This is a genomic window from Streptomyces sp. H39-S7, assembly GCF_027158205.1.
Classification (GTDB): domain Bacteria; phylum Actinomycetota; class Actinomycetes; order Streptomycetales; family Streptomycetaceae; genus Actinacidiphila.
Genome location: NZ_JAPVLU010000019.1, coordinates 94,115 through 107,863 on the forward strand (window position 1 = coordinate 94,115; position 13,749 = coordinate 107,863).

14 protein-coding genes are annotated in these 13,749 nt (G+C 69.8%); 6 read left to right on the top strand and 8 right to left on the bottom strand.

What is annotated here, in order from left to right; genetic code table 11:
* Positions 1-171: 171 nt before the first annotated feature.
* Complete coding sequence (locus tag O3X23_RS19975; protein WP_269272795.1) at positions 172-579, top strand: hypothetical protein; 408 nt, start codon at positions 172-174, stop codon at positions 577-579.
* 40 nt (positions 580-619) lie between these two features.
* Here O3X23_RS19975 and O3X23_RS19980 read toward each other — a convergent pair whose 3' ends face one another.
* The 4 genes from O3X23_RS19980 to ctaC form a co-directional block, all read right to left on the bottom strand.
* The gene (locus O3X23_RS19980) at positions 620-1,876 is read right to left on the bottom strand and encodes a L,D-transpeptidase (RefSeq protein WP_269272796.1); all 1,257 of its coding nucleotides are present in this window, start codon (positions 1,874-1,876) and stop codon (positions 620-622) included.
* A 123-nt stretch (positions 1,877-1,999) separates the two neighbouring features.
* Complete coding sequence (locus O3X23_RS19985) at positions 2,000-2,398, bottom strand: cytochrome c oxidase subunit 4 (protein ID WP_269272797.1); 399 nt, start codon at positions 2,396-2,398, stop codon at positions 2,000-2,002.
* A complete protein-coding gene (ctaD, locus tag O3X23_RS19990; RefSeq protein WP_269272798.1) occupies positions 2,395-4,152 on the bottom strand; it encodes an aa3-type cytochrome oxidase subunit I in 1,758 nt (585 codons plus the stop codon). The genes O3X23_RS19985 and ctaD overlap by 4 nt, the downstream gene beginning before the upstream one ends.
* Positions 4,149-5,099, bottom strand: a complete 951-nt coding sequence (gene ctaC / locus O3X23_RS19995; RefSeq protein WP_269272799.1) for an aa3-type cytochrome oxidase subunit II — start codon at positions 5,097-5,099, stop codon at positions 4,149-4,151. The genes ctaD and ctaC overlap by 4 nt, the downstream gene beginning before the upstream one ends.
* A gap of 236 nt (positions 5,100-5,335) precedes the next feature.
* Between ctaC and O3X23_RS20000 the strand changes: the two genes are divergently transcribed.
* Entirely contained in the window at positions 5,336-6,736 is a 1,401-nt protein-coding gene (locus tag O3X23_RS20000) for a cysteine desulfurase/sulfurtransferase TusA family protein (protein WP_269272800.1), read from the top strand.
* 61 nt (positions 6,737-6,797) lie between these two features.
* Here the strand turns inward: O3X23_RS20000 and O3X23_RS20005 are convergent, their stop codons facing one another.
* Complete coding sequence (locus tag O3X23_RS20005) at positions 6,798-7,772, bottom strand: carbohydrate kinase family protein (protein ID WP_269272801.1); 975 nt, start codon at positions 7,770-7,772, stop codon at positions 6,798-6,800.
* 187 nt (positions 7,773-7,959) lie between these two features.
* Between O3X23_RS20005 and O3X23_RS20010 the strand changes: the two genes are divergently transcribed.
* Both O3X23_RS20010 and O3X23_RS20015 read left to right on the top strand, forming a co-directional pair.
* The gene (locus O3X23_RS20010) at positions 7,960-8,166 is read left to right on the top strand and encodes a hypothetical protein (protein WP_269272802.1); all 207 of its coding nucleotides are present in this window, start codon (positions 7,960-7,962) and stop codon (positions 8,164-8,166) included.
* Positions 8,167-8,272: 106 nt separating this feature from the next.
* Entirely contained in the window at positions 8,273-9,910 is a 1,638-nt protein-coding gene (locus O3X23_RS20015) for a hypothetical protein (RefSeq protein ID WP_269272803.1), read from the top strand.
* 77 nt (positions 9,911-9,987) lie between these two features.
* Here O3X23_RS20015 and O3X23_RS20020 read toward each other — a convergent pair whose 3' ends face one another.
* Positions 9,988-10,353: a HesB/IscA family protein gene (locus O3X23_RS20020; protein ID WP_269272804.1), complete on the bottom strand. Its 366-nt coding sequence runs from the start codon at positions 10,351-10,353 to the stop codon at positions 9,988-9,990.
* A 235-nt stretch (positions 10,354-10,588) separates the two neighbouring features.
* Between O3X23_RS20020 and nadA the strand changes: the two genes are divergently transcribed.
* Entirely contained in the window at positions 10,589-11,770 is a 1,182-nt protein-coding gene (gene nadA / locus O3X23_RS20025) for a quinolinate synthase NadA (RefSeq protein ID WP_269272805.1), read from the top strand.
* A 93-nt stretch (positions 11,771-11,863) separates the two neighbouring features.
* Here the strand turns inward: nadA and pspAA are convergent, their stop codons facing one another.
* Together pspAA and O3X23_RS20035 are read right to left on the bottom strand one after the other, a co-directional pair.
* Positions 11,864-12,142 carry a PspA-associated protein PspAA gene (pspAA, locus tag O3X23_RS20030; RefSeq protein ID WP_269272806.1) on the bottom strand — a complete coding sequence of 93 codons (279 nt, stop codon included), beginning with the start codon at positions 12,140-12,142 and terminating at the stop codon, positions 11,864-11,866.
* 47 nt (positions 12,143-12,189) lie between these two features.
* Entirely contained in the window at positions 12,190-12,960 is a 771-nt protein-coding gene (locus O3X23_RS20035) for a PspA/IM30 family protein (protein WP_269272807.1), read from the bottom strand.
* 194 nt (positions 12,961-13,154) lie between these two features.
* Between O3X23_RS20035 and O3X23_RS20040 the strand changes: the two genes are divergently transcribed.
* On the top strand, positions 13,155-13,736 hold the full coding sequence (locus O3X23_RS20040; protein WP_269272808.1) for a DUF3043 domain-containing protein: 582 nt from the start codon (positions 13,155-13,157) through the stop codon (positions 13,734-13,736).
* Positions 13,737-13,749: the final 13 nt, after the last annotated feature.

The window sequence follows — 13,749 nt, forward strand, 5'->3', positions numbered from 1 at the left end:
CCCCAGGAGACCCGCGTGGCCTACCGGAAGCGTCCCCCGAAGGAGGGATGACGGAGCATCGGACGGATCTTGTCCTCGGCCGAAGTCTCCTCGTGGGGCCCTTGACGGGAGTAGCATCCGAGCCACTTGACGACGGACTCGACGATGATTCCTCGACGATCAGGAGGCACGATGCGGGCGACTGCCACGGTGCTGGTCTACAGCGACGACGCGAACACCCGGGAGCAGGTCCGGCTCGCCGTCGGGCGCAGGCCGGCGCCCGACCTGCCGCCGGTCGAGTTCCTGGAGTGCGCGACACTGCCGGCCGTCCTCACGGAGTTGGAGCGCGGCGGGATCGACGCCTGCGTCTTCGACGGCGAGACGGCTCCCGCGGGGGGCATGGGCGTGTGCCGGCAGGTCAAGGACGAGATCTTCCAGGCCCCGCCGGTCCTGGTGCTGATCGGCCGGCCGCAGGACGCGTGGCTGGCCACCTGGAGCCGGGCCGACGCGGCGGTGACCCACCCCGTCGACCCGGTGGCGCTCGCGCAGGCTCTGGCGGGGCTGCTCCGCAAGCGCCTCGCGGTGGCCGCGCCGGCGTAGGGCGCTCGCGGAGGACCCGTCCGGCCCCGTCCGGGCGGCTCTACGCCTTGGGACGGAGCCGGGCCGGGGCCGCGGTGTTCTGCACCGCCGCCGTCCGGTCCTTGCCGCCCAGCGCGCTGCCGTTCTTCCACGCGGACCAGTTCAGGTTCCAGTCGCCGAAACCGTTGTCGAACGGGGTCATCGTCTCGCCCCCGCTGTTGACGACCTGGACGACGTCGCCCTTCTGCACCTGGTCGAAGAACCAGTGGGCGTTCTCGGTGCTCATCCCGGTGCAGCCGTGGCTGACGTTGGCGGACCCCTGCGAGCCGACCGACCAGGGCGCGGCGTGGACGTATTCACCGCTCCATGTCACCCGGGTGGCCCAGTACACCGGCAGGTCGTAGGCCTCGGAACTGCCTGCCGATATGCCTATGCTCTCGCTCTGCATCCGGACGAACTGCTCCTTGCCCAGCACGACCTTGACGCCGTTGCGGGTGGAGAAGCCGGGCTTGCCGGTGGTGATGGGGATGGTGCGGACGACGCTGCCGTTGCGCTTGAACGTCATCTCGTGGGTGCCGGAGTCCGTAATGGCCTCGACGCGGTCGCCGGTCGTGAGGGACAGCGGCTTGGAGGCGCCTCCGTAGAGGCTGTTCTCGACGCGCACGCCGTCCAGGGTGCTGCGGACCTCGATCTTCGCGTGAGCCGGCCAGTAGCTCTGCGGGCGGTAGTGCAGGGTGCGGTCGTCCACCCAGTACCAGGAGCCGGCCGCGGCCTCCGGACTGGCGGTGACCTGCAGGTTCTGTTCGACCTTGGCGCGCGCGGCGGGATCCTTGACGGGCACGGTCAGCTCGGCGGTGACGGGTTGGCCGACGCCGTAGGTGCCGACGTCCGGGCCGAAACTGACCCGCAGCAGCTTGTCGGCGGCCGTCGTGTCGAAACCGACGGTCTCCCGGCCGGGGCGCCCATTGCCGTCCTCGGTGCTCACCCGGACCGTGTAATGGGCTCCTGCGGCCAGCGGAGCGGTGCTGTGCCACCGTATGCCGTCCGGGGCGAGTTCTCCCCGGACGTAGCGCCCTGCGGCGTCCGTGGCCGTGACGTCGGTGATCCGGTCGTCGCCCTTGGCGGTTATCTCCAGGGGCTTGTTCGGGTCCACCTTGCCGCCGCCCGCCAGGCTGTACGACACCTGGCCGGCCGCGTTGTAGGGAGAGGCGGCCAGCGGATCACCCTTGTCCGCGCCGCATGAGGTCAGCCCCACCGCGAGGGGGGCCACGAGCAGTGTGTATCGCATCGCCGTCCGGCGCCGGGAGAAGTGACTCATGGTCACAAGGTATGAAGAATCATCCGGAACGGCGCGTTGAGCGCATGCGAACGGGCTGGGCCCGGACACCGAGGCGGTGTCCGGGCCCAGCCCGTGCTGCTCACGGCGGTCTCCCGCCAGGTCCTACTGCGTCTGGTTCTCACCGCGGTAGTACTCGAACACCCAGCCGTAAAGGCCGATGAGGAGCATCGGGGCGGAGAAGTACAGCAGCCACCAGCCGAAGACCACACCGAGGAACGCCAGCGCGCCGCCGATGGCGAGCGAGAGCGGCTGCCAGCTGTGCGGGCTGAAGAAGCCCACTTCGCCGGCGTCGTCCGCGACGTCCGCGTCCTCGCGGTCCTGGGCTCCGGTGTCCGCCCGGCGGGCGGTGAAGGCCAGGTAGAAGCCGATCATCACGCTGAGGCCGAAGGCCAGGAAGAGCGCCGTGGTACCGGCGGGCTCCTTGGACCAGTAGCCGTAGACGATGGCCGAGGCGAGGATGAAGACCGCCAGGCCGAGGAACATCTTGCCTTGGACCCTCACAGCTGCTTCCCCTTCTCCTCGTGCTCTTCGCCGCCGGCGTACAGGGCGCCGCGCTCGGAATCGAGGTTCTGCTCGAGCTCCATCGCGGAGATCTCCGGGTGGTGCAGGTCGAACGCCGGCGACTCGGACCGGATCCGCGGCAGCGTGAGGAAATTGTGCCGCGGCGGCGGGCAGGACGTCGCCCATTCGAGGGAACGTCCGTAGCCCCACGGGTCGTCCACCTCGACCTTCTTGCCGTACTTCGCGGTCTTCCACACGTTGTAGAAGAACGGCAGCATCGACAGGCCGAGCAGGAACGAGCTGATGGTGGAGATCGTGTTCATCGTGGTGAACCCGTCGGCCGCCAGGTAGTCCGCGTAGCGGCGCGGCATGCCTTCCGCACCCAGCCAGTGCTGGATCAGGAACGTGCCGTGGAAGCCGAAGAACAGCGTCCAGAAGGTGATCTTGCCGAGCCGCTCGTCCAGCATCTTTCCGGTGAACTTCGGCCACCAGAAGTGGAAGCCGGAGAACATCGCGAAGACCACGGTCCCGAAGACGACGTAGTGGAAGTGCGCCACCACGAAGTACGAGTCCGAGACGTGGAAGTCCAGCGGCGGCGCCGCCAGGATCACACCGGTCAGACCACCGAACGCGAAGGTGATCAGGAAGCCGACGGCCCACAGCATCGGGGTCTCGAAACTCAGTGACCCCTTCCACATCGTGCCGATCCAGTTGAAGAACTTCACACCGGTCGGGACCGCGATGAGGAACGTCATGAACGAGAAGAACGGCAGCAGCACACCGCCGGTGACGTACATGTGGTGCGCCCAGACGGTGACCGACAGGCCGGCGATGGAGATCGTCGCGCCGATCAGGCCGACGTAGCCGAACATCGGCTTGCGGCTGAAGACCGGGATCACTTCGCTGATGATGCCGAAGAACGGCAACGCGATGATGTACACCTCTGGATGGCCGAAGAACCAGAACAGGTGCTGCCACAGCAGCGCCCCGCCGTTCGCGGCATCGAAGACGTGCGCCCCGAACTTCCGGTCGGCCTCCAGGGCGAAGAGCGCGGCGGCGAGCACCGGGAAGGCCAGCAGGACCAGGACACCGGTCAGCAGGACGTTCCAGACGAAGATCGGCATGCGGAACATCGTCATGCCGGGTGCGCGCATGCAGATGATCGTGGTGATGAAGTTGACCGAACCGAGGATCGTGCCGAAGCCGGAGAAGGCCAGACCCATGATCCACATGTCGGCGCCGACACCCGGGGACCGGACGGCGTCCGACAGCGGGGAGTACGCGAACCAACCGAAGTCGGCCGCGCCCGCCGGCGTCAGGAAGCCGGCCACCGCGATCAGCGAGCCGAACAGGTAGAGCCAGTAGGCGAACATGTTCAGCCGCGGGAACGCCACGTCGGGCGCGCCGATCTGCAGCGGCATGATCCAGTTCGCGAAGCCCGCGAAGAGCGGCGTCGCGAACATCAGCAGCATCACGGTGCCGTGCATCGTGAACGCCTGGTTGAACTGCTCGTTCGACATGATCTGCGTGCCCGGGCGGGCCAGTTCGGCGCGCATGAGCAGCGCCATGATGCCGCCGAGGATGAAGAAGAAGAACGAGGTGATCAGGTACATCGTCCCGATCGTCTTGTGGTCCGTGGTGGTGAGCCACTTGATGACCACGGCGCCGGGCTGAGCCCGCTTCACCGGCAACTCGTCCTCGTACGACTCGCCGATGGCGGTCGTGCCCTGATGGGGTTCGTTGAGAATGCTCATGTGGTCTTGGGCTCCGCATTCTTGGCGTTGCCCGTGGTGGCAATGCCCGCCGGGAGGTAACCGGTCTGGCCCTTCTTCGCCAGATCCTGCAAGTGCGACTTGTACTGCTCCGGGGAGACGACCTTCACGTTGAAGAGCATCCGGGAGTGGTCCATGCCGCACAGTTCCGCGCACTTGCCCAGGAAGGTGCCCTCCTTGCTAGGAGTCACCTCGAAGACGTTGGTGTGCCCCGGGATGACGTCCATCTTCATGAGGAACGGCACCACCCAGAACGAGTGGATGACGTCGCGCGAGGTGAGGACGAACCGCACCGTCTCGCCCTTCGGCAGCCAGAGCGTCGGACCGGGGTTGCCGGTGTCCTGGTCCTTCGCGGCGGGCGTGCCGAAGTCGTAGACGCCGTTGGCGCCCACGGGGAACAGCAGCTTGTCGGCGGGGATCGAGGACAGCTCCGGGGGAGCCACCGCGGGGGTGGTTCCGTTGCCGTCCACGTTCTCGACGTAGTTGAACGCCCAGCTCCACTGCATGCCGACCACGTTCACCACGTGGTCGGGCTTCGCTGAGGTCGCCAGGAGCTTGTTCTCATCACGCGCGGTGAAGTAGAAGAACACCGCGATGATGATGATCGGGACCACGGTGTACAGCGCCTCGATGGGCATGTTGTACCGGGTCTGCGAGGGAACCTCGACCTTCGTCCGGCTTCGCCGGTGGAAGATCACACTCCAGATGATCAAACCCCAGACGAGCACACCGGTCGCCAGCGCGGCGGCCCAGGAGCCCTGCCAGAGCGCCAGGATTCGGGGTGCTTGTTCCGTAGCGGGGCTGGGCATGCCAAGGCGGGGGTATTCACAACCGGTGGCGGTCACAAGGACCAGCGCCGCGGCCAGCGCCTGCGGCAGCTTCCGCCGCACCGGGCGCCGCGACGAGCGGTCGGAGCCGTTGGGACTCACGTAGCGCCTTCCCGAGAGTCTCGCCCACGCGTCCGGGTGCCCGGCCGTCAGCTGGTCGGTCGGCCCTGGCGCGGGCAGTAGGTGTGGATGTTTATGCGGACCAAACCCTACTGGACGCTATTTGGGGTCGCGCGGGGAGGGGGTCCAACGCGCCGGGGCACTTCCCGAAGGGGTGGACCCCCATGCTCCGCATGCCGCCTGACGAACCGCCGGGCGACAGGCGTAGCGTGCCGGACGTGTCCTACTTCGATGCGGCTTCCGCCGCTCCCCTGCACCCCGTCGCCCGCCAGGCGCTGGTAGCCGCGCTGGACGAGGGGTGGGCGGACCCGGCCCGGCTGTACCGCGAGGGACGCCGCGCCCGGCTGCTGTTGGACGCCTCCCGGGAGACCGCCGCCGAGGCGGTGGGCTGCCGCCCCGACGAACTGGTTTTCACTCCTTCGGGAACCGGCGCGGTTCACACGGGAGTGTCGGGAGCCATGGCCGGGCGGCGGCGGACGGGGCGTCACGTGGTGGTGTCGGCCGTCGAGCACTCGTCGGTACTGCACGCGGCCGGGGCGTACGAAGCCACCGAGGTCGGGGTGGACCGTACGGGCCGGGTGGACGCCGCCGCGTTCGCCGCCGCGCTGCGGCCGGACACCGCGCTGGCCTGCCTGCAGTCCGCCAACCACGAGGTGGGCACGGTCCAGCCGGTGGGCGAGACCGCGCGGCTGTGCCGGGAGGCGGGGGTGCCGCTGCTGGTGGACGCGGCGCAGTCGCTGGCCTGGGGGCCGGTGGAGGACGGCTGGTCGCTGCTCGCCGCCAGTGCCCACAAATGGGGCGGACCGCCCGGAGTCGGGCTGCTCGCGGTCCGCAAGGGCGTGCGCTTCGCACCGCAGGGCCCCGCTGACGAACGGGAGTCGGGGCGCTCCCCCGGCTTCGGGAACCTGCCGGCTGTCGTGGCGGCGGCGGCCTCGTTGCGCGCGGTGCGCGAGGAGGCGGCGGCGGAACGGGCGCGGCTGTCGGAGCTGGTCGAGCGGATCCGCTCCCGGGTGCCGGGGCTCGTGCCCGACGTGGAGGTGGTCGGCCATCCCACGCTGCGGCTCCCGCACCTCGTGACGTTCTCCTGCCTCTACGTCGACGGGGAGGTGCTGCTCGGCGGGCTCGACCGCGCCGGCTTCTCGGTCTCCTCCGGCTCGTCCTGCACCTCCAGCACCCTGACCCCCAGCCATGTGCTGCGCGCGATGGGCGTCCTGTCGGAGGGGAACGTCCGGGTGTCCCTGCCGCCGGGCACCCCGGCGGAGGACGTCGAGCGGTTCCTCGACGTGCTGCCGGGTGTCGTCCGCTCGGTCCGCGACCAGCTCGGGGCCCCGGCGGGCGAAGCCCGCACCACGCCGGGCCCTGTCGTTCCCGAGGTCCAGGACGCCTCCGGCCCGCCCGCGCTGACGGTCGACGCGCTCGGCAGGCGCTGCCCGATCCCGGTCATCGAGCTCGCCAAGGTCATCGGCGACGTGCCGGTGGGCGCGGTGATCGCCGTGCTCTCGGACGACGAGGCGGCGCGGCTGGACATCCCCGCGTGGTGCCAGATGCGGGACCAGGAGTACGTCGGCGAGCGCGCGGCGGCGCGGGGCACCGCCTACCTGGTGCGGCGCAGGACCTGAGGAGAACGGCGGCGTCCCCCGCACTCCGGCGAGGAGTGCGGGGGACGCGGGCGCGCGGAGGTCAGGACAGGTGGACCTTGACCTCGGCGGCGGCCTCGTGGCCGTACGCCTTGGTGAAGCGGTCCATGAAGTGGCCGCGGCGCAGCTCGTACTCCTGGGTGCCGAGCGTCTCGATGACGAGTGTCGCGAGCATGCAGCCGAGCTGGGCGGAGCGCTCCAGGGACAGCTCCCACTCCAGGCCCGCCAGGAAGCCGGCGCGGAACGCGTCGCCGACGCCGGTCGGGTCGACCTTCGCCTCTTCCTCGGCGCAGCCGACCTCGATCACCGGCTGGCCGACGCGCTCGATGCGGACGCCCCGCGCGCCGAGGGTGGTGATGCGGGTGCCGACCTTGGCGAGGATCTCCTCACCGGTCCAGCCCGTCTTCGACTCGATGAGCGCCTTCTCGTACTCATTGGTGAAGAGGTACGTGGCGCCGTCCACGAGGAGGCGGATGTCCTCGCCGTCCATGCGCGCGAGCTGCTGCGAGGGGTCGGCCGCGAACGGGATGCCGCGGCTGCGGCACTCCTGGGTGTGCCGGATCATCGCCTCGGGGTCGTCCGCGCCGATGAGGACCAGGTCCAGGCCGCCCACCCGGTCCGAGACCGGCTGCAGCTCGATCTGCCGGGCCTCGCTCATCGCGCCGGTGTAGAAGGACGCGATCTGATTGTGGTCGGTGTCCGTGGTGCAGACGAAACGCGCGGTGTGCAGCACCTCGGAGATGCGCACGGACGCGGTGTCGACGCCGTGCCGGTCCAGCCAGGCGCGGTACTCGGCGAAGTCGGAGCCCGCCGCGCCCACGAGGATCGGCCGGAGGCCGAGCACACCCATGCCGAAGCAGATGTTGGGGGCGACTCCGCCGCGCCGGACATCGAGGGTGTCGACGAGGAAGGAGAGCGAGACCGTGTGCAGCTGGTCCGCGACCAGCTGGTCGGCGAAGCGGCCGGGGAAGGTCATCAGGTGATCGGTGGCAATGGATCCGGTGACAGCGATACGCACGACTGAATGCTCCTGCGGGGGCGGCGGCGAAGGTCGGCAAGGGCCGGAAGGGAGCCCTGGGCAACACGGAAGAGGCACCGTCATCGTATGGGGTGGCCCACCGACCGCGGGAACCGGCCATCGACACGGAGAAACTACCCGATAGTAGGGCTTACCCGTATCTGATCAAGTGCCTAGGGTCGGAGGCATGGCTTCTACTTCGTCCCCCGTGTCCCCCGTCGTCGAAACCGACTCGCTCGCCGAACTGCTCGGCGACTGCCGTCGGATGGCCCCGCACTGGGCGGTGCCCGCCCATGCGGCGCCTTCGGCCGCCGCCCCCTCAAGCCTGCACGGCATCACCGTGCCCCTCGCGTCCGCGCACGTCGTGGACGGTATGGCGGAGTACGGCGCCTGATCCCGGGCCCGTCCCGGGCCGGCCGCGGACCCGCGCGGGGGGAACCGCGCGGGCACCGGATCCGTCACAGCTGCATCTGACGGTACGGAGCCGAGGGAGCAGCACGGTGAGCACCGAACGCAACGAAGACACGATGGACCATCCCGTCCCGCGCCGCCGCTTCAGGTCGCCACTGGCGATCGCCGCGATGGCCGCGGCGGTCCTGGTGGCCGGCGGCGGCGGGGCCTACTGGGCGACGGCGAACGCGGGCAACGGCACCGCGGACGAGAAGGAGAGCGGGTCACCCGCGCCGCTGGCGCTGGACGGCGCCAGGAACGACGTGGCGGCCGGCACGGACAGCGGCAGCGCGACCGCTCCCGGCGCGCGGTACCCGGTCGTCAAGCCGCTGCCGGCCGGCCCGAAGTCGGCGCCGGTCCACCGGCCGCACGGGCAGGTCACCCAGGCGACCGTCGAGAAGCTGGCGAAGGCGCTGGACGTGCCCGGCCCCGTCAAGCTCGACCACGACTTCTGGCGGGCGGGCGGCACCCCGGACGGCAGCGGCCCCTTCTTGCAGGTCAACCGGTCGGGCGAGGGCAACTGGTCGTACTCGCGGCTCGGTCCGCTCGCCAAGTGCTACCGGACGGCCCCGATGCAGCCGGGCACGCCGAGCGCTCCGGGCGCGGGCGGCGGCCTCGACTCCCCGGTCTGCTCCGGCCCCCCGGCCGCCTCGGCGGACGGCGCGTCCGGCACGTCGACCTCGTCGGACGCCGCGTCCGGCCCGTCGGCCGCGTCCTCCGGACCGTCCGGCGCGGGCCAGGGCGCGGTGTCCGAGGACCGGGCGAAGCAGGCCGCGGCACCGGCCCTGGCCGCGCTCGGGCTGACCGGCGCCAGGGTCGACGCGAGCGAGACGGCTGGCGCGGTGCGCATGGTGAACGCCGACCCGGTGGTGGGCGGCCTGCCGACGCACGGCTGGCGCACCACCCTGCGGATCGGCGCGGACGGGCAGCTGAGCGGCGGTTACGGCCTGCTGGCGACGCTCGAGAAGGGCGACCAGTACCCGGTGGTCGACGCGGCCCGGGCCCTGAAGCAGCTGGAGGGCTCCGGGACGGGCAGCGCGGACCACGGCGTCGGCGGGACCTGCCCGTCGCTGCTCCCGAAGCAGCCGACGGCGCCGAGCGACGACAAGACGCTGCCGCAGACCATGCCGTGTGTGCCGGCCACCGAGCAGAAGCTCGAGGTCCGCGGCGCATCGTTCGGGCTGTCGGCGCAGTTCGTCTCGGGCGCGCGGGCGCTGGTGCCGTCCTGGCTGTTCGACGTGGCGCAGGCCGGTGTGGCCAAGGCGCACACCGTCGCGCAGCCGGCGGTGGAGGCGCGCTACATCCAGCGGGACGCGCCGGGCACGGGGCTGCCGAGCGAGCCGGGCGGCCCGGGTACGACCGAGCCGACACAGCCCGCCGACCCGGCGGATCCGGTGACGCCGACCGACCCGAAGGCGCCGCAGAAGCAGAAGGCCGTCTCGTACACCGTGCGCGGCAACGTCCTGGAGCTGCACTTCTGGGCCGGGGTCTGCTCCACCTACGCGGCGACCGCCGAGGAGTCCACGGCGGCGGTGACCGTGCGGATCACCGGCACGCACGATCCCGCCAAGCGGGTGTGCATCATGATCGCCAAGGACACCGTCCGGACGGTGCGCCTGGAGCACCCGCTCGGCGACCGCAAGGTCGTGGACCTGTACGACGGCGCGATCGTGCCGCTGCTCAAGTAGCGGCTCCCGCAGGGACGCCTCGCGGCACGACGAAGGCGGCGGTCACCCTCCCGGGTGGCCGCCGCCTTCGCGTGAGATCAGGAGAACGAGTCGCCGCAGGCGCAGGAGCCGGTGGCGTTCGGGTTGTCGATCGTGAAGCCCTGCTTCTCGATCGTGTCCACGAAGTCGATGGAGGCGCCGCCCAGGTACGGGGCGCTCATGCGGTCGGTGACGACCTTCACACCGTCGAAGTCCTTCACGACGTCGCCGTCGAGCGAGCGCTCGTCGAAGAACAGCTGGTAGCGCAGGCCGGAGCAGCCGCCAGGCTGGACGGCGACGCGCAGCGCCAGGTCTTCACGGCCTTCCTGCTCAAGCAAGCCCTTGACCTTGGCCGCAGCGGATTCCGACAGGAGAAGTCCGTCGTTCGCGGTGGTCTCGGCGGTCTTCTCGTCCTGAACCGACATCTGCTTCACTCCCGGGTTGTTCGGACTTCTTCTGCCATCAACTCGTAACCGGTGTCCTCCCGGATTCATTCCGGGTCCGATACGTCCTATGCCCGTCAATGCTCGCACACACCCGGCCCGGAACGGAATGCGTCACATTGACGCGACCCCCATCGTCAATCTGACACGAACGGGCTATCATAAATAACGTCAGGTAGACGAAAAGGCTGTGCTGCACAGAAAGGGCTCCGGGCCCGTGACCACCACAGAACCGCTGGATGTGCTGGATGTTCAGCCCACGCCGCTCGCCCTGCTGCTGCTCGGGCGGGAGTCCGATCCCCGCAGCGAGCGCGGTGTCGACTGCCCCGGCGACCTGCCGGCCGCGTCCGACCCCGACCTGGTCGAGCGCGCCCGCGCCGCCAAAGCCAGGCTCGGCAGCAAGGTCTTCATCCTGGGCCACCACTACCAGCGCGACGAGGTCATCGAGTTCGCCGATGTGACGGGCGACTCCTTCAAACTCGCGCGCGACGCCGCCGCCCGCCCGGAAGCCGAGTACATCGTCTTCTGCGGAGTGCACTTCATGGCCGAGTCCGCGGACATCCTCACGTCCGGCGATCAGGCCGTGATCCTCCCGGACCTGGCGGCCGGCTGCTCGATGGCCGACATGGCCACCGCTGAGCAGGTCGCCGAGTGCTGGGACGTGCTGACCGAGGCGGGCGTGGCCGGGACCACCGTCCCCGTCTCCTACATGAACTCCTCCGCCGACATCAAGGCCTTCACCGGCCGGCACGGCGGCACGATCTGCACGTCCTCGAACGCCGAGCGCGCCCTGGAGTGGGCGTTCTCGCAGGGCGAGAAGGTGCTCTTCCTTCCCGACCAGCACCTCGGGCGCAACACCGCGGTACGCGACCTGGGCCTGTCGCTCGACGACTGCGTCCTCTACAACCCGCACAAGCCGAACGGCGGCCTGACCGTCCAGCAGCTGCGCGACGCCAAGATGATCCTGTGGCGGGGCCACTGCTCCGTGCACGGCCGCTTCTCGATCGAGTCGGTCGAGGACGTCCGCGCCCGGATACCCGGCGTGAACGTCCTGGTGCACCCCGAGTGCAAGCACGAGGTCGTCTCCGCCGCCGACTACGTGGGCTCGACGGAGTACATCATCAAGGCGCTGGACGCGGCCCCGGCCGGCTCGGCGTGGGCGATCGGCACCGAGCTGAACCTGGTCCGCCGGCTCGCCAAGGCGCACCCGGACAAGCAGGTCGTCTTCCTCGACAAGACCGTCTGCTTCTGCTCGACGATGAACCGCATCGACCTGCCGCACCTGGTGTGGACCCTGGAGTCGCTGGCGGACGGCAAGCTCGTCAACCGCATCCAGGTGGACGAGGAGACCGAGCGGTACGCCAAGCTCGCGCTGGAGCAGATGCTCGCCCTGCCGTAGAGACGGCGAACGCCGAACGGGCGGGCCGGGACCCTGGGGGTTCCGGCCCGCCCGTTCGTGAGCGGTACGAGGTGCGAGGTGTTGTCGCCCGGCTCAGCCGGGGATGAGCCCGTCGTCGCCGAGCATCTCCCTGACCTCCGCGAGGGAGGCGTCGGGAGACGGAAGGATCAGCTCCGACGGTTCCAGCGAGGCGTCGGGAAGCGGTTCGCCCAGTTCTCGTACGGCGTCGAGCAGGGCTCCCAGTGTCTTGCGGAAGCCCGCCTCGTCACCGCTCTTGATCTCGGCGAGCAGTTCGTCGTCCAACACGTCGAGGCGGACGAGATGGCTGTCGGCCACCTGCATCTGCCCCTCCCCCATGATCCTGACGATCATGACGGCGCCTCCTAGTGGGTGCGGCTACGGCCTGGCAGTCGTCGGCGTTACTGCTTGTCCATCCGCGGCCGGTCCTCGGGCTGCTTGCCGCCCTCGATGGCCTGCTGCGAGGTGCCGCCGGCCAGCTCGGCCTTCATGCGGGCCAGCTCCAGCTCGACGTCCGTACCACCGGACAGCCGGTCCAGCTCGGCCTGGATGTCGTCCTTCTGCAGGCCGCTCTGGTCGTCGAGGGCACCGGACGCCATCAGCTCGTCGAGGGCACCGGCCCGCGCGCGCAGCTGCTCGGTCTTGTCCTCGGCACGCTGGATCGCCATGCCGACGTCGCCCATCTCCTCGGAGATGCCGGAGAACGCCTCGCCGATCTTGGTCTGTGCCTGGGCCGCCGTGTACGTGGCCTTGATGGTCTCCTTCTTCGTACGGAAGGCGTCCACCTTGGCCTGCAGCCGCTGCGACGCGAGAGTGAGCTTCTCCTCCTCGCCCTGCAACGTCTGGTGCTGCGTCTCCAGGTCCGTGACCTGCTGCTGCAGCGCCGCCCGGCGCGACAGCGCCTCGCGGGCCAGATCCTCGCGACCCAGCGCCAGCGCCTTGCGGCCCTGGTCCTCGTAGGTCGACGACTTCTTCTGCAGCTCGTTCAGCTGCAGCTCCAGGCGCTTGCGCGAGGTGGCGACATCGGCCACACCCCGACGTACCTTCTGCAGCAGTTCCAGCTGCTTCTGGTACGAGTAGTCAAGCGTCTCGCGCGGGTCCTCGGCCCTGTCCAGGGCCTTGTTGGCCTTCGCGCGGAAAATCAGTCCCATCCGCTTCATGACACCGCTCATGGGCCTCGCGCGCCCCCTTCTCGGACTACAGCTCCAGCACCTCTACAGACCCCACAGTACGGGCCCTGGTTCCATTACCGCACTGTTCCGGGGCGGATGCGCTCCTCCCTAGGGACGATCACGGTTCGGTGACCTAAGGCCCAAGGAGTAGGTGAGGGCTGGGGTTCCCGCCCCGGTGCACGTAACCTGGAGTCGTGTTCCGACGTCGTTCCCCAGATGAGCAGGCCTCAACCACCTCGGTGCTTGAGGACCAGCCCCGCGACCCGCAGGCTCCCAAGGGTCGCCCCACGCCCAAGCGCAACGAGGCCCAGCGCCGCACCCGTGCCACCGTGCCGACCGACCGCAAGGCCGCCGGCAAGCAGGCACGGGAAGCTCGCCGTGCCGAGATGGCCAAGCAGCGCGAAGCGCTGGCAGGTGGCGACGAGCGCTACCTGCCGGTCCGAGACAAGGGACCGGTGCGCAAGTTCGTCCGGGACTATGTCGACTCGCGCTACCGCGTCGCGGAGTTCTTCCTCCCGCTCGCGGTGGTCATCCTCGTCCTGAGCATGATCCAGAACACGCAGCTGCGGAACCTCTCGCTGCTGCTGTGGATGGTCGTGATCGTCCTGATCGTGGTCGACTCCGTCATCACCACGATCCTGCTGCGCAAGCAGCTGCGGAAGCGCTTCCCCGACAAGAACCTCCGCGGTGCGGTGGCGTACGCCCTCATGCGGACGCTCCAGATGCGTCGCCTGCGGTTGCCGAAGCCGATGGTCAAGCGCGGCGTGAAGCTCTGAGCACCGGCAGATC